The sequence below is a fragment of the Streptococcus sp. genome (assembly GCF_032481935.1).
Lineage (GTDB): Bacteria > Bacillota > Bacilli > Lactobacillales > Streptococcaceae > Streptococcus.
The window spans coordinates 12,522-32,165 of record NZ_JAWERU010000010.1 but is presented as its reverse complement, the minus strand read 5'-3'; the positions used below and the strand labels follow the sequence as shown (position 1 = coordinate 32,165).

Annotated in this window: 17 protein-coding genes; 11 read left to right on the top strand and 6 right to left on the bottom strand. The window is 41.8% G+C overall.

The genetic code is table 11. The features are described from left to right. Position 1 precedes the first annotated feature (1 nt). Positions 2-424 (top strand): GNAT family N-acetyltransferase, encoded by a 423-nt coding sequence (locus tag E7C97_RS02870; protein WP_316108076.1) that lies wholly within the window; start codon positions 2-4, stop codon positions 422-424. 294 nt (positions 425-718) lie between these two features. Here the strand turns inward: E7C97_RS02870 and E7C97_RS02865 are convergent, their stop codons facing one another. Both E7C97_RS02865 and E7C97_RS02860 read right to left on the bottom strand, forming a co-directional pair. Further along, entirely contained in the window at positions 719-1,597 is an 879-nt protein-coding gene (locus E7C97_RS02865; protein ID WP_301392158.1) for an AraC family transcriptional regulator, read from the bottom strand. 74 nt (positions 1,598-1,671) lie between these two features. Next, positions 1,672-2,871 (bottom strand): OFA family MFS transporter, encoded by a 1,200-nt coding sequence (locus E7C97_RS02860; protein WP_316108075.1) that lies wholly within the window; start codon positions 2,869-2,871, stop codon positions 1,672-1,674. 222 nt (positions 2,872-3,093) lie between these two features. Here E7C97_RS02860 and E7C97_RS02855 point away from each other — a divergent pair, with 222 nt between their 5' ends. The 7 genes from E7C97_RS02855 to pepC all read left to right on the top strand — a co-directional run bounded on the left by E7C97_RS02855 (position 3,094) and on the right by pepC (position 10,898). Further along, entirely contained in the window at positions 3,094-3,702 is a 609-nt protein-coding gene (locus E7C97_RS02855; RefSeq protein WP_301392160.1) for an NADPH-dependent FMN reductase, read from the top strand. A 25-nt stretch (positions 3,703-3,727) separates the two neighbouring features. Beyond that, complete coding sequence (locus E7C97_RS02850) at positions 3,728-6,139, top strand: flavocytochrome c (RefSeq protein ID WP_301392161.1); 2,412 nt, start codon at positions 3,728-3,730, stop codon at positions 6,137-6,139. Between the two features lie 187 nt (positions 6,140-6,326). Then, positions 6,327-7,325, top strand: a complete 999-nt coding sequence (ruvB, locus tag E7C97_RS02845; RefSeq protein WP_301392162.1) for a Holliday junction branch migration DNA helicase RuvB — start codon at positions 6,327-6,329, stop codon at positions 7,323-7,325. After that, complete coding sequence (locus E7C97_RS02840; RefSeq protein ID WP_316108118.1) at positions 7,306-7,878, top strand: nucleotidyltransferase family protein; 573 nt, start codon at positions 7,306-7,308, stop codon at positions 7,876-7,878. Before ruvB ends, E7C97_RS02840 begins: the two co-directional genes overlap by 20 nt. A 174-nt stretch (positions 7,879-8,052) precedes the next feature. Continuing rightward, positions 8,053-8,568 (top strand): nucleotidyltransferase family protein, encoded by a 516-nt coding sequence (locus E7C97_RS02835; protein WP_301392164.1) that lies wholly within the window; start codon positions 8,053-8,055, stop codon positions 8,566-8,568. A 162-nt stretch (positions 8,569-8,730) separates the two neighbouring features. Next, entirely contained in the window at positions 8,731-9,453 is a 723-nt protein-coding gene (locus E7C97_RS02830) for a pseudouridine synthase (RefSeq protein WP_316108074.1), read from the top strand. A 110-nt stretch (positions 9,454-9,563) separates the two neighbouring features. Continuing rightward, the gene (gene pepC / locus E7C97_RS02825; protein ID WP_316108073.1) at positions 9,564-10,898 is read left to right on the top strand and encodes an aminopeptidase C; all 1,335 of its coding nucleotides are present in this window, start codon (positions 9,564-9,566) and stop codon (positions 10,896-10,898) included. Positions 10,899-10,963: 65 nt separating this feature from the next. Here the strand turns inward: pepC and E7C97_RS02820 are convergent, their stop codons facing one another. From E7C97_RS02820 to adhP, 4 genes are all read right to left on the bottom strand, one after another. Next, the gene (locus E7C97_RS02820; protein ID WP_316108072.1) at positions 10,964-11,875 is read right to left on the bottom strand and encodes a PTS system mannose/fructose/sorbose family transporter subunit IID; all 912 of its coding nucleotides are present in this window, start codon (positions 11,873-11,875) and stop codon (positions 10,964-10,966) included. 14 nt (positions 11,876-11,889) lie between these two features. Continuing rightward, positions 11,890-12,702, bottom strand: coding sequence for a PTS mannose/fructose/sorbose transporter subunit IIC (locus E7C97_RS02815; RefSeq protein WP_060955180.1), 813 nt, complete (start codon positions 12,700-12,702; stop codon positions 11,890-11,892). A gap of 29 nt (positions 12,703-12,731) precedes the next feature. Then, a complete protein-coding gene (locus tag E7C97_RS02810) occupies positions 12,732-13,721 on the bottom strand; it encodes a PTS sugar transporter subunit IIB (RefSeq protein ID WP_060955181.1) in 990 nt (329 codons plus the stop codon). A gap of 351 nt (positions 13,722-14,072) precedes the next feature. Then, a complete protein-coding gene (gene adhP, locus E7C97_RS02805; RefSeq protein WP_316108071.1) occupies positions 14,073-15,092 on the bottom strand; it encodes an alcohol dehydrogenase AdhP in 1,020 nt (339 codons plus the stop codon). A 372-nt stretch (positions 15,093-15,464) separates the two neighbouring features. Here adhP and E7C97_RS02800 point away from each other — a divergent pair, with 372 nt between their 5' ends. The 3 genes from E7C97_RS02800 (at position 15,465) to E7C97_RS02790 (ending at position 19,643) form a co-directional block, all read left to right on the top strand. After that, entirely contained in the window at positions 15,465-16,754 is a 1,290-nt protein-coding gene (locus tag E7C97_RS02800) for a gamma-glutamylcysteine synthetase (protein ID WP_316108070.1), read from the top strand. Positions 16,755-16,817: 63 nt separating this feature from the next. Continuing rightward, positions 16,818-18,302: a threonine synthase gene (gene thrC, locus E7C97_RS02795; RefSeq protein WP_316108069.1), complete on the top strand. Its 1,485-nt coding sequence runs from the start codon at positions 16,818-16,820 to the stop codon at positions 18,300-18,302. 60 nt (positions 18,303-18,362) lie between these two features. Beyond that, complete coding sequence (locus E7C97_RS02790) at positions 18,363-19,643, top strand: MATE family efflux transporter (protein WP_070458787.1); 1,281 nt, start codon at positions 18,363-18,365, stop codon at positions 19,641-19,643. Position 19,644: the final 1 nt, after the last annotated feature.

The window sequence follows — 19,644 nt, the reverse complement described above, 5'->3', positions numbered from 1 at the left end:
TATGATTAAGATTACAAAAGAAACATCTGTTTCACTTGATGACGTTTTGCATCTCTACCAGGCAGTTGGTTGGACAAATTATACCAATCAGCCTCAAATGTTAGCCCAGGCTCTGACTCATTCACTGTCCATTTATCTAGCGCGTGATGGTGAGAAAATCGTTGGTCTAGTTCGCTTGATTGGAGACGGTTTTTCTTCGGTTTTTGTCCAGGATTTGATTGTTTTGCCTAGCTATCAACGCCAAGGGATTGGTAGCGCCTTGATGAAGAAAGCTCTAGCTGATTATAAGGATGCCTACCAAGTACAACTAGCGACAGATGAGTCAGAAAAAAACTTGGGATTTTATCGTTCTCTGGGGTTTGAAACCTTATCTAGTTTCCAGTGTACGGGCATGATTTTGGTGAACCGAAAAAAATTACAATAATTTTTTTCTCTTAAGCTAACTTTAAGTCTGCTTGTGTATCATGTAATTATTAAATAAAGACCTCCTAATACTCTTCGAAAATCTCACCATACTTTGTTAGAGTCGACTTACCTAACTTTAGTTATGCTTGCGTCGCTCTGCCTAGTCTGATTTCGATTTTCATTGAGTAACCTTTATTTAATAGAAATCCTAAAACTTTTTTCATCATAATCTCCTAATGAAGTCACCCAATTTGGTGGCTTTTTTGTTTGATAAAGAAAAGTCTCCTTAGTGAGTCACTAAGGAGAGAAATGGCTAAGATTCTTTTTTAAGTTGTTGGTTTCGATACTGTCTAGGAGTTAGCTGGAAGTGTTGTTTGAATTGTCGATTAAAATTTGAGAGGTTAGTAAAACCGACCTGGCTTGCTATTTCTTGAACACTTTGATTGGTCTGTACGAGCTTTTCGCAAGCTTTTTCCAGGCGCAATCGTATGAGATACTCCATACAGCTTGTCCCAGTATGCTGTTTGAAAATATTCATAAAGTGGTTTTTGCTATATCCAAACGTAGCAGCAAGCTGGTCAATTTGAATGGGTTCTGCATAGTGTTGCTCAAGATAGCTAATCATTTCTTTTAATTTCTGATATTTTTGATAGGTATCATCTGTATAGTGTCGATTGACATACCTATACTTAAAGAGAAGATAGAGAAATTCATAGAGTTTCGCCTTTAAAAGGAGATCATAATAAATACTCTGCTCTTCAAGGATAGAAAAAAGTGATAAAAGACAATCGCGAATCGGTTCATAGGCATGATCATCTGGCGAAATCCGAGGAGTGAGATAAAAATGCCCAGAGTATATTGGTTGGATATAGCGTTGGCTAAAGCTGTCAATTTGACTTCTACCTAGGAAATCTAAATGGATACGAAAAACTGTTGAAATTTGTTCTTGATTTTCAATAGGGTAGATAGCGTGAGGAGACGTCGGCTGAATCAGAAAAATATCACCTTCATGACTTTCAAAGCGCTCAGAGTTGATATAGAAGGTAGCAGTTCCTTTTTTGACATAGACAATCTCGAGTTCAGGATGCCAATGATAAATGGTATTAGAAGATTGCTTAGATAAGATTTGTTTTTCAAAATCATAGGGAAAATCAGATGGGTTATCTCGTAAAAGTCTTGACTGCTGAGCCATGATAAAACCTCCCGATAAGCTATTTCTAGTTTTATTATACCAAAAAAACTTCCTTACGTAGGAAGTTCTCTTTTTTAGACTTTTTTCTTCATATAAAGGAAGTTAAGAAGAAGCCCCACAACTGCGAGAGCGATAGCAACGTAGAATGCGGCACTGTAATTTCCATTGTTAGCTGCTGCCATTTGAACCGCAACTTTAGGTGCAAAAAATGCAGCTAAAGAATATCCTGTGAAGACGATACCGTAGTTGACACCTTGATTTGCAGGTCCGTAGTTCTCCATGACAATAGATGGGAAGACGCCCATAACACCACCGAAGCAGATACCAAGTCCAATGATTCCTAGAGTAAAGCCAAATTGACCAGGGATGATTGTTAAGGAAAAGAGCGCCAATACGATAACAGAATAGATAATCAATAAGGTATGTGAACGACCAATTTTATCAGAGAGTGATCCCCAGATAAAGCGGCCACTAGAATTTGCGATTGAATAAAGAGAGACATAGAGAGCGGCTGTCCCCGCAGAGAGTCCAAACATTGATTGACCAATTGGGGATGCTTGAGAGGCAATCATCAAACCAGAAAAAGCACCGACAAAGAACATGCTGATAATGATGTAGAATAGTGGACTTTGTAGCATTTCTTTCCAGTTTTTATTGGCAGGTCCTTGCTTAGCTTGTACAGGAGCTTTCCAACCTGCTGGTTGGTAGCCACTTGGTGCCGCCTTGATGAAGAAAATGGCACAGATAATAACAACAATATAGACAAATCCAATTGTTCGAAAAGCAAAGAAAGCATCTTGTTTTTGAATGAGACTACTTGCAACTGGTGACGCGATAACTGCAGCAAATCCCATACCTCCTGTTAGAATCCCAGAAGCTAAACCACGTTTATCAGGGAAGAGGTGAAGAGAGTTTGAGAGGGCTCCTGAATAGGCGAATCCTTGACCAAGACCTGCCATCAAACCATAGGTCAAATAGAGCATGGCTGGTGAGCTTGCATAACCAGTTAGGAAAAAGCCACTAGCAAATAGAAGGGCACCAAGGGCGATTGTCCATTTTACATATCCCTTATCTACCAGATACCCCCCGAGAATCATAGGGATAGGCCCGATTGCTGAGTTGATGGCAAATGCAAGCATGATTTCGGACATAGACCAACCTGTTGAAGAACTTAGAGGTCCAGCGAAAACGGAAAAAGAATAGACAGCACCTGTACAGAGAAGAATAGCAGTTGATGCCGCTAAGACTTGCCAACGATTGAATGTCTCTTTCATAAGAAGACCCTCCTTTAACTTAATACATATTTTCACAAAGACTATAACATAGTTAAAAATGAGGGTCAATACTTTCTCGAGAAATATTGTTAATTTTTTCACTAACTCATACTAAACTAAGATAAACTGATAGAATAACACAATGTTTTAGGATTATCGATTTACATGATAGGCTAAAGTTGTATAATGATATTAAATCAAACAAATAAAGGGGGTAGCAAGATGAAATTAGTTGCTATCGTTGGAACAAATTCTGACCGCTCAACCAATCGGAAACTCTTGAAATTTATGCAAAAACATTTTTCAGATAAAGCCGATATTGAGGTATTGGAGATCAAACAATTGCCAGCATTTAACGAACCTGAGGACAAGCTAGCACCAGCCGAAGTTCAAGCTTTTTCAGAAAAAATCCTTGAGGCGGATGGTGTGATTATATCAACACCAGAGTATGATCATACTATACCGGCACCCTTGGCTTCAGCCTTAGAATGGATTGCCTATACCAGTCGCGCTTTGATTAACAAACCAACGATGATTGTCGGAGCTTCTCTTGGATTGCTTGGAACATCAAGAGCCCAAGCACACTTGCGTCAGATTCTTGATGCGCCTGAACTGAAAGCAAGAGTCATGCCAGGAACAGAATTTTTCCTAGGACATTCTGAACAAGTATTGGACGACGACTATAATTTGAACAATCCTGAAAAAGTCGCAGAGTTGGAAGAACATTTTGCAGAATTCCAAAATTTTGTTGAACTAACAAAGGCTTTGGTCAAACCAGAAGATACAAATCGTAAGAAATCTTTCATCTGGGAAGAATGGTTGAAAGTATAAGTATTTCAAGAAAGGAGAACAATCCATGAAATTAGTAGCTATTGTTGGTACCAATGCCAAACAATCCTATAACCGTAGTTTGTTGCAATTTATGAAAAGACATTTTGCGTCAAAAGCCGACATTGAGATTTTAGAAATTACCGATGTACCGATGTTCAATGAAACAGATGATCAAACAGATACACCTGTTATTCAGAAGTTTAACGAGGCGATTTCAGAAGCTGATGGTGTCATCATCTCTACACCTGAACACAATCATACAATCCCATCAAGTTTAAATAGTTTGCTCGAATGGTTGTCTTTTAACATTCATCCACTAGATGGGAAGCCAACCATGATTGTCGGAGCTTCCTATGATGTTCAAGGCTCTTCACGTGCCCAACTTCATCTTCGTCAGATTCTTGATGCACCTGGAGTAAATGCAACAGTTATGCCAGGAAGTGAATTTTTACTTGGTCGAGCTCATCGAGCATTTGATGCAAATGGAGATCTGATAGATGAGCGAACTGTTGATTTCTTAGATAGCTGTTTCTATCGTTTCCTTCGCTTTGTATCTGTTGCAAACCAACTAAATCTTCCTGAAGAAATTCGATTTGAACCAGGAACTTACCATGTTACAACTGAAGGTCATAATGGTAAATTACCGATGGACGTTACAGTTTCAGAAGATCGTATTGAAAAAATTGAAATCGATTCTTCTGGAGAATCTTCAGGGATTGCAGATGTCGTCTTCACCCGTATTCCAGCAGAAATCATTGAGGGGCAAACCTTAAATGTTGATGCGGTATCAGGAGCTTCTGTGACTTCAAATGGTGTCTTGGACGGAGTTGCGCGTGCGGTTAAACAAGCTGGTGCAAATCCGGATGTTTTACGCAAACGTTCAAAAGCACCATCTGCCCTAGATAAAGAAGATAAAACCTATCAGGCAGACGTTGTCATCGTCGGAGGTGGAGGTGCTGGTTTAGCTGCGGCAGCTGCAGTCTTGCAAGCTGGTAAGAAGCCGATTGTTGTTGAGAAGTTCCCAGCAATTGGAGGAAATACTGTTCGTGCGGGTGGCCCAATGAATGCGCCAGATCCAGCATGGCAAGGAACCTTCGCAGCTCATCCAGGTGAGGCACATACGCTTCAAGAATTGATTGCGACAGATGAATCAACGATTGACCCAGAATATTTAGAGGACTTTAGAGCCTTGAAGGTTGAGGTTGAGAAGTATTTGCAAGATCCAAGCTATTTGTTTGATTCTACCTTACTTTACCGTATCCAAACTTATATCGGTGGAAAACGAAAAGATTTACAAGGACATGAAATTCATGGCCAATATGATTTGGTTTCTGTATTGACTGAACGTGCCCTAGAGTCTGTTCGCTGGTTGGAAGACATCGGTGTTGAATTTGTTCGTAGTGAAGTAACAATGCCAGTTGGAGCCCTTTGGCGCCGTGGCCATAAGCCGGTTCAACCAATGGGTTATGCCTTTATCTCGGTTCTACAAAAATATGTTCTAGAAAATGGAGGCAAGATCTTGACGGACTCTCCAGTCAAAGAATTGCTTGTAGAAGAAGGGGTTGTCAAAGGTGTCAGAGCAGAAGGCCGTAACGGTCAAACCATTATTGTCAATGCAGATGCTGTTGTTCTAGCTTCTGGAGGATTTGGTGCCAATACCAAGATGCTACAAAAATACAATACTTACTGGACCGAAATCGCGGATGATATTGCCACCTCTAATACACCAGCTGTAACTGGAGATGGAATCATCTTAGGTCAAAGTGTAGGTGCAGATCTAGTGGGTATGGGCTTTAGTCAAATGATGCCAGTATCCGATCCAGTGACAGGAGCCCTCTTCTCAGGACTTCAAGTTCCTCCAGCTAACTTCATCATGGTAAATACTGAAGGTAAGCGGTTTGTAGATGAGTACGGTAGCAGAGACAAGCTATCTCAAGCAGCGATTGATAATGGTGGCTTGTTCTACTTGATTGCAGATGACCGCATCAAGGCAACAGCCTACAATACTAGCCAAGAAAAAATCGATGCTCAAGTCAAAGCAGGAACTCTCTACCGTGCAGATACGATAGAAGAGTTGGCTGTTCAAATTGGTATGGATCCACAGGTGTTAGCAGATACAATCAAGAAGTACAACTCTTATGTTGATGCAGGATTTGACCCTGAATTTAATAAAGGTAGTTTTGATCTCAAGTGTGAGGTTGCACCGTTCTACGCAACACCAAGAAAACCTGCTGTTCACCATACAATGGGTGGACTCAAGATTGATACTTCAACACATGTTTTAAATGAAAAAGGTCAGATTATCCCTGGTTTGTATGCTGCCGGAGAAGTCGCAGGAGGACTTCATGCAGGTAACCGTCTAGGAGGAAATTCACTTACGGATATCTTTACGTTTGGACGTATTGCAGGTCAAACAGCTGTTCAAGAAAATTGTTAATAATGGATTTAAATTCTTAAGCTAACTTTAAGCCTTCTCTTGTATCATATAGTTATTAAGTAAAGACCTCCTAACTTTATTTAATAAAAAATCCTAAACTTTTCTTTTTCATAATAATCTCCCTAAAGAAGCCACCAAATCAGGTGGCTTTTTTGTTTGTAGGCGGGATTTTTGCTATAATAGAAACATGAGTAGAATTTTAGATAATGAAATCATGGGTGATGAGGAGTTGGTAGAGCGTACCCTCCGTCCCCAATATTTACGTGAATATATCGGTCAGGACAAGGTCAAGAATCAGCTTCAAATCTTTATCGAGGCGGCTAAAATGCGTGATGAGGCGCTGGACCATGTTCTTTTGTTTGGCCCTCCAGGTCTCGGGAAAACGACCATGGCCTTTGTCATTGCCAATGAATTGGGAGTTAATCTCAAGCAGACGTCAGGTCCTGTCATTGAAAAAGCAGGTGATTTGGTAGCAATTTTGAATGACTTGGAGCCAGGAGATGTTCTTTTTATTGACGAGATTCATCGCTTGCCCATGGCTGTTGAGGAAGTTTTATATAGTGCCATGGAAGATTTTTACATCGACATTATGATCGGTGCTGGTGAAACCAGTCGCAGCGTTCATCTGGAATTGCCACCTTTTACCTTGATTGGTGCGACCACTCGTGCTGGCATGCTTTCAAATCCTCTTCGTGCACGTTTTGGGATTACTGGTCACATGGAATACTATACTCATGCTGACTTGACAGAGATTGTCGAGCGGACGGCAGATATCTTTGAGATGGAAATTACCCATGAAGCTGCTTCGGAGTTAGCTTTACGCAGTCGTGGAACTCCTCGTATCGCCAATCGTCTCCTCAAGCGCGTTCGCGACTTTGCGCAGATTATGGGCGATGGCTTGATTGATGATGTGATTACGGATAAGGCTTTGACTATGCTGGATGTAGACCATGAAGGTTTGGATTATGTAGACCAGAAAATTCTCCGTACCATGATTGAAATGTACGGTGGCGGTCCTGTCGGTCTAGGAACTCTTTCGGTTAATATCGCTGAAGAACGTGAGACGGTTGAGGATATGTACGAACCTTACCTAATCCAGAAAGGCTTTATCATGCGAACTCGCTCAGGTCGGGTCGCGACAGCTAAGGCATATGAACATTTGGGGTATGAATACAGTGAAAAATAAGACTGAAATCTTAGACTCTTTCAGAGATAATTCTGACATGATGGCTATTCTGACCATCATCCGTGACTTGGAGTTGAAAGATTCCTGGTTGGCGGCTGGTTCGGTCCGAAATTTTATCTGGAATCTCTTGTCAGATAAGCCAGCCTTTGACCGTGAAACGGATGTGGATGTGATTTTCTTTGATCCAGATGTGAGTTACGAAGAAACGTTGGCTATAGAGAACAAGTTGAGGGAGGCCTTCCCCCAGTATCAATGGGAGCTGAAAAATCAGGTCTATATGCACCAACACAGTCCCCATACACCGCCGTATAGAAATTCCTGCGATGCCATGAGTAAATATCCTGAACGTTGTACGGCAGTAGGACTTCGCTTGCAAGCTGACGCAACTTTAGAGCTCTTTGCCCCTTATGGTTTGGAAGATATTTTGAACTTTCAGGTTCGTCCAACTCCTCATTTTTTAGAAAATCAAGACCGAATGAAGCTTTATCAACAGCGTTTATCTAAGAAAAATTGGCGAGAAAAATGGAAAAATCTCACATTTAAAAATACTTAAGGAAACTTTAAGATAGGAGCTGTATACTTATTTCATAAGTTAAGAAGAACTTAACTTTAACTCCTAAAACTTTTTCATAATAATCTCCCTATAAAAAATTAAGTCGCCCAATCAGGCGGCTTTTTTTTGTAAAATGAGGCGGAACTCTTAGACGCTCTCAGAGAAAGTCCTGACATGATGGCTATTCTAACTATCATCTGTGATTTGGAGTTGAAAGATTCCTGGTTGGCAGCAGGTTCGGTCCGAAATTTTATCTGGAATCTCTTGTCAGATAAGCCAGCCTTTGACCGTGAAACAGATGTGGATGTGATTTTCTTTGACCCAGATGTGAGTTATGAAGATACGCTGGCTATAGAAAGCAAGTTGAGAGAGGACTTTCCCCAGTATCAGTGGGAGCTGAAAAATCAAGTCTATATGCATCAGCATAGTCCCCATACACCTCCGTATAGAAATTCCTGCGATGCCATGAGTAAGTATCCTGAATGTTGTACGGCAGTAGGACTTCGCTTGCAAGCTGACGCAACTTTAGAGCTCTTTGCCCCTTATGGTTTGGAGAATATTTTGAATTTTCAAGTTCGTCCAACTCCTCATTTCTTAGAAAGTCAAGACCGAATGAAGCTTTATCAAAAGCGTTTATCCAAGAAAAACTGGCAAGAAAAATGGAAAAATCTCACAGTTAAAAATACTTAAGGAAACTTTAAGTTAGGAGTTGTATACTTATCTCAAAAGTTAAGAAGAACTTAACTTTAACTCCTAAAAATTTTTCATAATAATCTCCCTATAAAATAAAGTCGCCCAATCAGGCGGCTTATTTTGTACTAAGATTAAGCTTGTTCATGGTATAATAGTGCTATGAGATTAGATAAATATTTGGTTGCCTGCGCTATAGGAAGTCGGACAGAGGTTAAAAACTTTCTAAAGTCTGGGCGCGTGACAGTGAATGGTAAGAAAGAAAAATCTGCCAAACTACAAATTGATGAAGTGATAGATGAGATTTGCTTTGATGGGCAAAAGCTAGACTACGAAGAGTTTATCTATTATATGATGAACAAACCCAAGGGTGTTATTTCAGCGACTGAGGATCCAATACACAAGACGGTATTGGATTTGTTGGATGACTATGCACATGCCAAGGAAGTTTTTCCTGTGGGACGTTTGGATATCGATACGCATGGACTCTTGCTCTTGACCAATGATGGCCAGTTGGCTCATGCTCTACTTTCACCAAAACGCCATGTGGATAAAACCTATCTGGCGCAAGTCGATGGAATCATGACCAAAGAGGATGTAGAGACTTTTGCCAAGGGAATACCGCTGAAAGACTTTACCTGTCAGCCTGCCAAGCTGGAGCTTGTATCTCTTGATAGAGAAAAAAACCAAAGTCTGGTTCGTGTGACCATTGCCGAGGGGAAATTTCACCAGGTTAAACGGATGGTAGCCTACTGTGGCAAGGAAGTGGTGGACTTGCAACGTCTGACCATGGGAACTTTAACCTTGGATGAAAATCTGAAGCGTGGGGAATGGCGTCGCTTGACCACAGAGGAATTAGAAGGCTTGCGCGAAAGTGTTGGGTAACCTGTGTAATCTTTGAAAAAGGTGAGGAAAATATCCTTACCTTTTTCAGTTTTTGGTTGCTTCCTTTGTGAAAAGAGTTATAATAGACTGTAGAATAAAAGGAGGATTTTATGAACGCGATTCAAGAATCATTTACAGATAAATTATTTGCTAATTATGAAGCAAATGTCAAATACCAAGCTATCGAAAATGCTGCTAGCCACAATGGAATCTTTGCAGCCCTTGAGCGTCGTCAAAGCCATGTAGATAACACACCTGTTTTCTCACTTGATTTGACAAAGGACAAGGTCACTAACCAGAAGGCTTCAGGTCGTTGCTGGATGTTTGCGGCCCTCAATACCTTCCGTCACAAACTCATCTCTCAATACAAACTTGAAAACTTTGAATTGTCACAAGCCCACACCTTCTTCTGGGACAAGTATGAAAAATCAAACTGGTTCTTGGAGCAAGTCATTGCGACTGCAGACCAAGAATTGACAAGTCGCAAGGTTAGCTTCCTACTCCAAACTCCACAACAAGATGGTGGTCAATGGGATATGGTTGTAGCTCTCTTTGAAAAATACGGTGTCGTTCCTAAGTCTGTTTATCCAGAGTCTGTTTCATCTAGCAGCAGTCGTGAGCTCAATGCAATCCTTAATAAATTGCTTCGTCAAGACGCTCAAATCTTGCGTGACCTCTTGGCTTCTGGCGCAGATCAAGCGACTGTTCAAGCTAAGAAAGAAGACCTCTTGCAAGAAATCTTTAACTTCCTTGCCATGTCACTAGGTCTCCCACCACGTCAGTTTGACTTTGCTTATCGCGATAAGGACAACAACTACCAAAGCGAAAAAGGCATCACCCCACAAGAATTTTACAAGAAATACGTTGACCTTCCCCTAGAAGACTACGTTTCTGTAATCAATGCTCCAACTGCTGACAAACCTTACGGTAAATCTTACACAGTTGAGATGTTGGGAAATGTCGTTGGAAGCCGTGCAGTTCGCTACATCAACGTACCGATGGAACGTTTGAAAGAATTGGCGATTGCCCAAATGCAGACAGGCGAGACTGTTTGGTTTGGTTCTGATGTCGGCCAACTCAGCAACCGTAAAGCCGGAATCCTTGCGACAGATGTTTATGATTTTGAATCAAGCATGGATATCCAACTCACTCAAGACAAGGCAGGACGTTTGGACTACAGCGAAAGCTTGATGACCCATGCGATGGTCTTGACAGGTGTTGATTTGGATGAAAATGGTAAATCAATCAAGTGGAAAGTTGAAAACTCATGGGGAGATAAAGTAGGTACAGATGGTTACTTTGTTGCCTCAGACGCTTGGATGGATGAATACACTTACCAAATCGTTGTTCGTAAAGAATTACTAACAGCAGAAGAACGAGCTGCTTATGAAGCAGAACCAATCGTCCTTGCACCATGGGATCCAATGGGTGCCTTGGCAGAATAAAAGAATACAAAAAAGAATCAGGTGATAAACCTGATTCTTTTTTTGTTTGTAAATTCTCACCGAGATTACATGATACCGAAGAAACGAGCTGCGATACCAACTACAAAGAGGGCAAGAATGATTGTGATTGGAGATACTTTTTTCTTAAGCAACCACATGCAAAGGAAAGTAAGGAGAAGTCCCATCAATCCTGGGATCAATGAGTTCAACTGTCCTTGAAGGGTTTGTGGTTGAACGCTATCCAAGCTCAATCCGCTAAGTGCTTGGCCGAGGATTCCCTTCAATTCTCCACCTGTAACAGGACCTTCTGGGAAGACGATGTAGGCACCTTCTGACAATTGTTTACCTGGGAGGTTAACAGTGAAGTTGATTGATACCCAACGTTGTACAAGAACGGCAAGGATGAACATACCAAGGATAGAAGCTCCTTTAGTGATGTCTTTCAAGATACCACCTGACATATCTTTAGTGATTTCAGATCCAGCCTTGTAACCAAACTCTTGTGTATACCATAGGAAAGACATACGGATTGCATTCCATCCAAAGAAGAAGAGAAGTGGACCAACGATGTTACCAGTTGCAGCAAGTGATGCACCAAGGGCACCAAGGATAGGACGAACTGTAAACCAGAAGACTGGGTCACCGATACCAGCAAGAGGTCCCATCATACCGATCTTAACACCTTGGATAGCAGCGTCATCGATTTCAGTACCGTTTGCGCGTTCTTCTTCAAGTGCAAGAGTAACCCCCATGATTGGGGCAGCTACGTATGGGTGAGTGTTGAAGAACTCGAGGTGACGCTCAAGAGCAGCAGCTTGGTCTTCTTTTTTAGTGTAAAGTTTCTTGATAGCTGGGATCAAAGAGTAAGCCCAACCCAAGTTTTGCATACGTTCGTAGTTCCAAGAACCTTGAAGGAATTGTGAACGCCACCAAACTTTTTGGCGATCTGATTTTGATAATTGAATTTTTTCAGCCATGATTGTTCCCCTTTCTAGTAGTCTTCTAGGATATCACCGATTGGATCGTTAGAAGTTGCAGCTCCTCCTCCGCCGTTTCCACCTTGTTTAGAAAGGTTGAGGTAGATGAAGGCAAGGGCAACACCGATGACACCAAGGGCAATCAAAGTCAATTGAGAGATTGCTGCAAGAGCAAAACCGATAGCGAAGAATGGCCATACTTCACGAGTAGCCATCATGTTGATAACCAATGCGTAACCAACGGCAACGACCATAGCACCACCGACAGCCATACCACCTTTAAGCCATTCTGGCATAAGGTTCAATACGCTTTGAACGGCTTCAGTTGGCATTGCAAGCAAGAGTGCAGCTGGGATAGCAATACGTAGACCTTGAAGAGCGAGGGCAAAGTAGTGAGCGCGTTCAACAGCTGTAATGTTTCCTTCTTTAGCAGCAGCGTCAGCAGTGTGAACCAAACCAACTGAGATTGTACGAACAATCATAGTCAAGAAAAGTCCAGCTACGGCAAGAGGTATTGCAGTAGCAGTTGCGACTGCGATACCTTCAGTAGTAAAGTTACCACCTTTAATCATGATGATTGCAGCGGCAACAGAGGCAAGGGCAGCGTCAGGAGCTACGGCAGCTCCGATGTTAGCCCAACCAAGGGCAATCATTTGAAGTGATCCACCAAGCATAACCCCTGCTTCGAGGTTACCAGTTACAAGACCGATAAGGGTACATGCTACGATTGGTTGATGGAATTGGAATTGGTCGAGGATACCTTCAAGACCTGCGAAGAAGGCAACAACTACAACCAAGATAGCAGAAATGAATGAAATATCTGACATGGTTTTATTCCTTTTCTATTTAGTTTTAATTATTGAACGTTAGCTTTGCTAATCAAGTCAAACAAATCTTTTTTAGTGTCGTTTGGCACTTTACGTACGTCAAATTCAACACCAAGATCACGCATTTTTTCAAATGTAGCAACGTCATCTTTGTCCATTGACAATACGTTGTTGATCATTGTTTTACCAGTTGAGTGAGCCATTGATCCAACGTTAAGAGTCTTAATTGGCACACCGCCTTCGATAGCACGAAGGGCATCTTGAGGTGTTTCAAATAAGATAAGGGCGTGTGTGTTACCAAAACGAGGATCTTTTGCAACCTCAATCAATTTTTGGATTGGCACAACGTTAGCCTTCACTCCGTTAGGAGCCGCTTGTTTGATCAATTCTTTACGAAGGTCGTCATTTGCTACGTTATCTGAAGCAACGATGATACGGTCTGCTTTAGAATCTGGAGTCCAAGCAGTTGCGACTTGCCCGTGAAGAAGACGTGTGTCAAGACGAGCAAGATTGATTTTCAATTTACCGTCTCCGATAACTGTTCCTTCTGGGATAGCAGCTTGGGCTACAGGAGCAGCTGCAGCAGTTGCAACTTCCTCAGCTGGATTTAGCTCTTCTGGAAGAGCCTTGATGCCATCTTTGGCCTCTTTAATGATGTTTGCAGCGACTTTATCCACTCCAGCAGCAGCGTCCATAAGGCGCTCTGTGTAAGCTTGGATCAACATCGGTAAATTAAGTCCTGTGATGATGGCAAATTTACGCTCAGGGTTTTCTCCCATTACGCGGCTAGCTTGGTTAAATGGAGAACCACTCCAAAGGTCAGCCAAGACTAGAACCTCATCTTCTGCGTCAAATGCAGCCACAGCATTGTTGAACTTGGCGTATAAATCATCTGGACCTTCGTTTGGCATAAAGGTTACAACTTGAACCTTTTCTTGTTCACCAAAGATCATAGATCCTGACTGATGAATACCCGCGGCAAATTCACCGTGGCTCGCAATAATGATTCCGATACTCATTATTGTCATTCCTCCTTATAAAATGTTTGACTCTTAGTTTAAGAAAACTTTAAGACTCCTTAAGTATAAATCGTTTTCAGAAAAAAATCAACTAATTATACTAAAGAGTGAAAAAAATCTCAAAGTTTCATCTTTGCAAATATTGATATATCAACTTTTTATAAAATCGTCTATAAAATGGTAACAAAATTTAATATAAAAAAGCAGAGGGGCTGGGAAGTTTACGTCAGTAGTGCTCTTGGGCGTCTAAAAAATGCCCCAAGTCCAATTAGTTGTCGTGTCAAAATTTTATTACAAAAAAACGAGGTGGGATCTTCTGTCCCGACCTCGTTTTTGTGCTTAATTTTTATCTTAGTGAGTAAAGTCTAGAACCATACGACCTTGGATGGTTCCAGCAGCCATTTCATCAAAGACGGCGATGGCATCTTCGACAGGGCGTTTTTGAACGACTGGAACAACGAGACCTTCTGCACCAAATTGGAAGGCTTCTTCCAAATCTTTACGTGTTCCAACAAGGGAACCGATGACTTGGATACCGTCAAGAACTGTTTTGACGATGCTAAGGTCCATCATTTCAGATGGGAGACCAACAGCTACTACACGACCGCCTGCACGAACAGAATCAACTGCTTGGTTAAAGGCAACTTTTGATACAGCTGTTACGACAGCTGAGTGAGCACCACCGTTTGTTTTTTCTTTGATAAGACCTGGAACGTCTTCTACTTCAAGACCATTAATCACGATATCTGCACCAACTTCTTTAGCTAGGGCAAGTTTATCATTGTTAATATCAACTGCGATAACGTGAGCGTTGAATACTTTTTTAGCGTATTGGACAGCCAAGTTACCAAGGCCTCCAGCACCATAGAGGACAACCCATTGGCCTGGTTCAACTTTTGCTTCTTTGATAGCCTTGTAGGTAGTAACACCGGCACAAGTAATTGAAGAAGCTTGGGCTGGATCGAGTCCTTCTGGGACCTTAACAGCATAATCTGCAGTTACGATACATTGTTCTGCCATACCACCATCAACTGAGTAGCCAGCATTTTTTACTGTGCGACAAAGAGTTTCTCGTCCGGTTGTACAGTATTCACACATACCACAGCCTTCAAAGAACCAAGCTACGCTGACACGGTCGCCAACTTTGAGGCTTTTAACATCAGGAGCGACTTCTTTGACGATACCAATCCCTTCGTGACCAAGAACGCGTCCTGGAACTTTACCAAAGTCACCATGGGCAACGTGGAGGTCAGTGTGGCAGACACCACAGTACTCAACTTCTACAAGAGCTTCCCCAGTTTCGAGTGGACGGAGAACTTTTTCTTCAATAGCAACACCAGTGCCTTCTGGATTTACAACAACAGCTTTCATAGCTATCCTCCTTGATGATTCGTTGAGGTGCAGTGGAAAAGGGGCTTGGCTTGAGAGGTTTTCAAGTGAAGTCGAATTTGAACTGCCCTCTTATTTACTTATATGTGAAGTATATCACTATATTTACTATAGTACAATGGTTTTGAGGCAAAAAACCATGTAATCGCTTAACCGGTTGATAAGACTGTGAAAATTGAACAAGTAAGATTGATGCATTGGTGAGTAAATACCTATAAATGCTTGAAAAGTTGACTTTAGAACGCCTCTTTAAGGTTTTCAGCAAATTTTCTGAGTTCCTTCTTGAGGGGATTTTGGTATAATATAGAAAGCAATTGATCTTTCTAGTAAGAGAATTTAGAGTGAGAGGTATCTATGTCCCCTTCTATTCAGTTATTGAAAAACCGTTATTTAAAAAATATAAAAGAAAATCCAGATCTCTATATTGGGATTGAGTTGGAGTTTCCTATCGTTCATGTAAATGGGCAAGCAACAGATATTGAAGTCAGCAAGGATTTGATGCGCTTTTTGGTGGATGCTCTCCATCTGGAAGTTGAAAAGGAGGATCAGGATGGCAATCCAATTCAACTTGTAGAACCAAAGAGTCAGGATCGGATTTTGTTTGAGATTTCCTACACGACCTTGGAGTTTGCCTTTGGTAGAGCCCAGAAAATCCAAGAGGTCCAAGGACGATTTCAAGCTTATATGAAGGTCATTCAGGAAAAACTAGGCGAAAAGGATCATGCTATCCAGGGGTGGGGAATTCATCCAAACTGGGATCAGAATGACAATCGACCGGTGGCTTATCCACGCTACCAGATGCTGATGGATTACCTACATATGGGAAGTCGCCAAGAGAGAGTTAATTTGCATGACTTCCCACAATATGGAGCCTTTATCTGTGGGAGTCAAGTTCAGTTGGATGTATCGACTGCTAACTACTTACGTGTCATTAATGCTTTCACTCAGATTGAGGCAGCCAAAGCTTTCTTATTTGCCAATTCTGAGTTTTCGGGAGCAGAATGGGATACTCAGATTTCGCGAGATATCTTTTGGGAAGACTCCATGCATGGGATTTATCCAGAGAATGTCGGTGTCAATGCCAGACTCTTCAAAGATGAGGATGATTTCTTTGATTATCTAGACCGATCTGCGATTTTTACAGCAGAACGTGATGGGGAAACCTACTATTTTTCTCCAATTCGGGCTAGAGATTACTTAGATACTGATGAGATTACTGCCTATACTCTAAATGGAAAAGAAACTCTGCTTGTTCCTCAAGAGAAGGATTTCCAAACGCACCGTAGTTACCAATTCCAAGACTTAACAACTCGAGGAACGGTCGAATTTCGTAGTGTTTGTACGCAACCCCTAGACCGAACCTTTTCTTCAGCAGCCTTTCATTTAGGCTTGTTGGTGAATCTAGACAAGCTTGAAATTTACCTAGAAACAGCACCTTTCTTTGAGAGATTTGGTCGTGACTACAAATCTTTGAGACGCCAGTTTTCTAAGAAACAGCTTTCAGATGAGGAGACAGCTGGAATTGTTCAATTCTCAAAAGACTTGCTAGAGATAGCAGAGCAAGGTCTTAAGATAAGAGGTCAGCAAGAAATGACCTATTTAGAGCCTTTGAAAGAAAAAATTGACTCTATAATTTTCTTATAAAGGGAGAATTTTCTGAAAAATCATGTTATAATGGATGAGACTATAGATAAAGGATAGAGATTTATGACATTAGTTTATCAATCAACGCGTGATGCGAAAAATACAATAACAGCCAGCCAAGCGATTTTGCAAGGTTTGGCAACAGATGGAGGCTTGTTTACTCCAGTTAGCTATCCAAAGGTTGATTTGGATTTTGAAACATTAAAGGACGCTTCTTACCAAGAAGTAGCTAAGCTTGTCTTGTCAGCTTTCTTGGATGACTTTACAACTGAAGAGTTGGACTACTGTATCACCAGCGCCTATGACAGCAAGTTTGATACGCCAGCCATTGCTCCTCTTGTGAAACTAGATGGTCAATACAACTTGGAACTTTTCCACGGTTCAACCATCGCCTTTAAGGATATGGCCTTGTCTATCTTGCCATACTTTATGACAACAGCTGCCAAGAAACATGGCCTGGAAAACAAGATTGTCATCTTGACAGCGACGTCTGGAGATACTGGTAAAGCTGCCATGGCAGGATTTGCGGATGTCCCAGGTACGGAAATCATCGTCTTTTATCCAAAAGACGGTGTCAGCAAGGTGCAAGAGTTACAAATGACCACTCAAACGGGCGAAAACACCCATGTTATCGCTATTGATGGAAACTTTGACGATGCTCAGACAAACGTGAAACATATGTTCAATGATGTGGCTCTTCGTGAGAAATTGGCAGCCAACAAGCTCCAGTTTTCATCAGCTAACTCTATGAATATTGGTCGTTTGGTCCCACAGATTGTCTACTATGTTTATGCCTACGCTCAGCTTGTTAAAACTGGCGAGATTAAGGCTGGTGACAAGGTTAACTTCACCGTACCGACAGGAAACTTTGGAAATATCTTGGCTGCCTTTTACGCCAAACAAATCGGCCTACCAGTCGGTAAGCTAATCTGTGCTTCAAATGACAACAATGTTTTGACAGACTTCTTCAAAACTCGTGTTTATGACAAGAAGCGTGAGTTTAAGGTAACTACTAGCCCATCTATGGATATCTTGGTCTCTTCAAACTTGGAGCGTCTCATTTTCCATCTTTTGGGTAATGATGCGGTTAAAACAGCTGAACTCATGAATGCTTTGAATAACCAAGGTCAGTATGAATTGACTGATTTTGATACAGCGATTCTTGACTTTTTTGCAGCAGAGTATGCTACTGAAGCGGAAACAGCCGTAGAAATCAAGCGTGTTTATGAGGCAGATGCTTATATCGAGGACCCTCATACAGCAGTTGCTTCAGCAGTTTATAAAAAATACCAAGCAGCAACAGGCGATGTGACTAAGACGGTGATTGCTTCAACAGCTAGTCCATACAAGTTCCCAGTGGTTGCAGTAGAAGCTGTAACTGGGCAATCAGGTTTGGGCGACTTTGAAGCCTTGGCTCAATTACACGAAATTTCAGGAGTAGCAGTGCCACCAGCAGTTGATGGCCTCGAAACAGCTCCAGTTCGTCACAAGACAACTGTTGCAGCAGCAGAGATGCAGGCGGCAGTAGAATCTTATCTAGGACTTTAAAACAGAGGAAGCAAACTCGGTTGGGAAACTAACTGAGTTTCTTTTCATCAGGAGGAAGGATTGTTTAAGAAATATAAAGACATTCTCAACATAGCTCTGCCAGCCATGGGTGAAAATTTCTTGCAGATGCTCATGGGAATGGTGGATAGCTATCTGGTGGCCCATCTGGGCTTAATCGCCATTTCGGGTGTGTCTGTAGCTGGTAACATTATCACCATTTATCAGGCCATTTTTATTGCCTTGGGAGCAGCAATTTCTAGTGTGATATCAAAAAGTTTGGGACAGAAAGATCAATCTAGACTAGCCTATCATGTGACAGAAGCACTTAAAATTACTCTGCTACTGAGTTTAGTTTTAGGGGCCTTATCCATCTTTGCAGGACGAGAGATGATTGCACTTTTAGGAACAGAAGCGTCTGTAGCTGAGAGTGGTGGACTATACCTAGCTTTGGTCGGTGGGACAATCGTCCTCTTGGGCTTGATGACTAGTCTAGGAGCCTTGATTCGCGCTACCCACAATCCTCGACTGCCGCTTTATGTTAGTTTTTTATCCAATGCTTTAAACATCCTTTTTTCAAGTGTCGCCATTTTTATCCTTGATATGGGGATAGCTGGTGTAGCTTGGGGGACCATTCTATCTCGTTTGGTTGGGGTTGTGATTTTGTGGTCGCAATTAAAACTTCCATATATGAGACCAAATTTTGGACTGGACAAAGACTTGCTGACTTTGGCTTTACCTGCAGCGGGAGAACGTCTCATGATGAGGGCTGGTGATGTGGTCATTATTGCCTTGGTTGTTTCTTTCGGAACTGAGGCAGTTGCAGGAAATGCAATCGGTGAAGTCTTGACTCAGTTTAACTATATGCCAGCCTTTGGTGTCGCGACAGCAACAGTCGTGCAGGTGGCTCGAGCAGTTGGAGAAGATGATTGGGCAAGGGTAGACAACTTAAGTAAGCAAACTTTTTGGCTTTCCCTCTTTCTTATGTTGCCCTTAACACTTAGTATCTATGCTCTCGGAACGCCCCTAAGTCACCTCTATACTAGTGATCCTGTGGCTATTGAAGCTAGTGTTATGGTGACGCTGTTCTCTCTACTAGGGACTCCTATGACGACGGGAACAGTCATTTATACAGCTGTCTGGCAGGGTTTGGGAAATGCACGCCTCCCCTTTTATGCGACAAGTATCGGAATGTGGTGTATCCGTATCGGAACAGGGTATCTGATGGGAATTGTTCTTGGTTGGGGCTTGCCTGGTATTTGGGCAGGAATGCTTTTGGATAATGGTTTTCGCTGGATTTTCCTACGCTATCGTTATAAGCAATATATCTCTTTGAAAGGATGAC

Coding starts and splice junctions, on each gene's coding strand:
- E7C97_RS02870 (WP_316108076.1), top strand. CDS start 2: ATGATTAAGATTACAAAAGAAACATCTGTTTCACTTGATGACGTTTTG.
- E7C97_RS02865 (WP_301392158.1), bottom strand. CDS start 1,597: ATGGCTCAGCAGTCAAGACTTTTACGAGATAACCCATCTGATTTTCCC.
- E7C97_RS02860 (WP_316108075.1), bottom strand. CDS start 2,871: ATGAAAGAGACATTCAATCGTTGGCAAGTCTTAGCGGCATCAACTGCT.
- E7C97_RS02855 (WP_301392160.1), top strand. CDS start 3,094: ATGAAATTAGTTGCTATCGTTGGAACAAATTCTGACCGCTCAACCAAT.
- E7C97_RS02850 (WP_301392161.1), top strand. CDS start 3,728: ATGAAATTAGTAGCTATTGTTGGTACCAATGCCAAACAATCCTATAAC.
- ruvB (WP_301392162.1), top strand. CDS start 6,327: ATGAGTAGAATTTTAGATAATGAAATCATGGGTGATGAGGAGTTGGTA.
- E7C97_RS02840 (WP_316108118.1), top strand. CDS start 7,306: ATGAATACAGTGAAAAATAAGACTGAAATCTTAGACTCTTTCAGAGAT.
- E7C97_RS02835 (WP_301392164.1), top strand. CDS start 8,053: ATGATGGCTATTCTAACTATCATCTGTGATTTGGAGTTGAAAGATTCC.
- E7C97_RS02830 (WP_316108074.1), top strand. CDS start 8,731: ATGAGATTAGATAAATATTTGGTTGCCTGCGCTATAGGAAGTCGGACA.
- pepC (WP_316108073.1), top strand. CDS start 9,564: ATGAACGCGATTCAAGAATCATTTACAGATAAATTATTTGCTAATTAT.
- E7C97_RS02820 (WP_316108072.1), bottom strand. CDS start 11,875: ATGGCTGAAAAAATTCAATTATCAAAATCAGATCGCCAAAAAGTTTGG.
- E7C97_RS02815 (WP_060955180.1), bottom strand. CDS start 12,702: ATGTCAGATATTTCATTCATTTCTGCTATCTTGGTTGTAGTTGTTGCC.
- E7C97_RS02810 (WP_060955181.1), bottom strand. CDS start 13,721: ATGAGTATCGGAATCATTATTGCGAGCCACGGTGAATTTGCCGCGGGT.
- adhP (WP_316108071.1), bottom strand. CDS start 15,092: ATGAAAGCTGTTGTTGTAAATCCAGAAGGCACTGGTGTTGCTATTGAA.
- E7C97_RS02800 (WP_316108070.1), top strand. CDS start 15,465: ATGTCCCCTTCTATTCAGTTATTGAAAAACCGTTATTTAAAAAATATA.
- thrC (WP_316108069.1), top strand. CDS start 16,818: ATGACATTAGTTTATCAATCAACGCGTGATGCGAAAAATACAATAACA.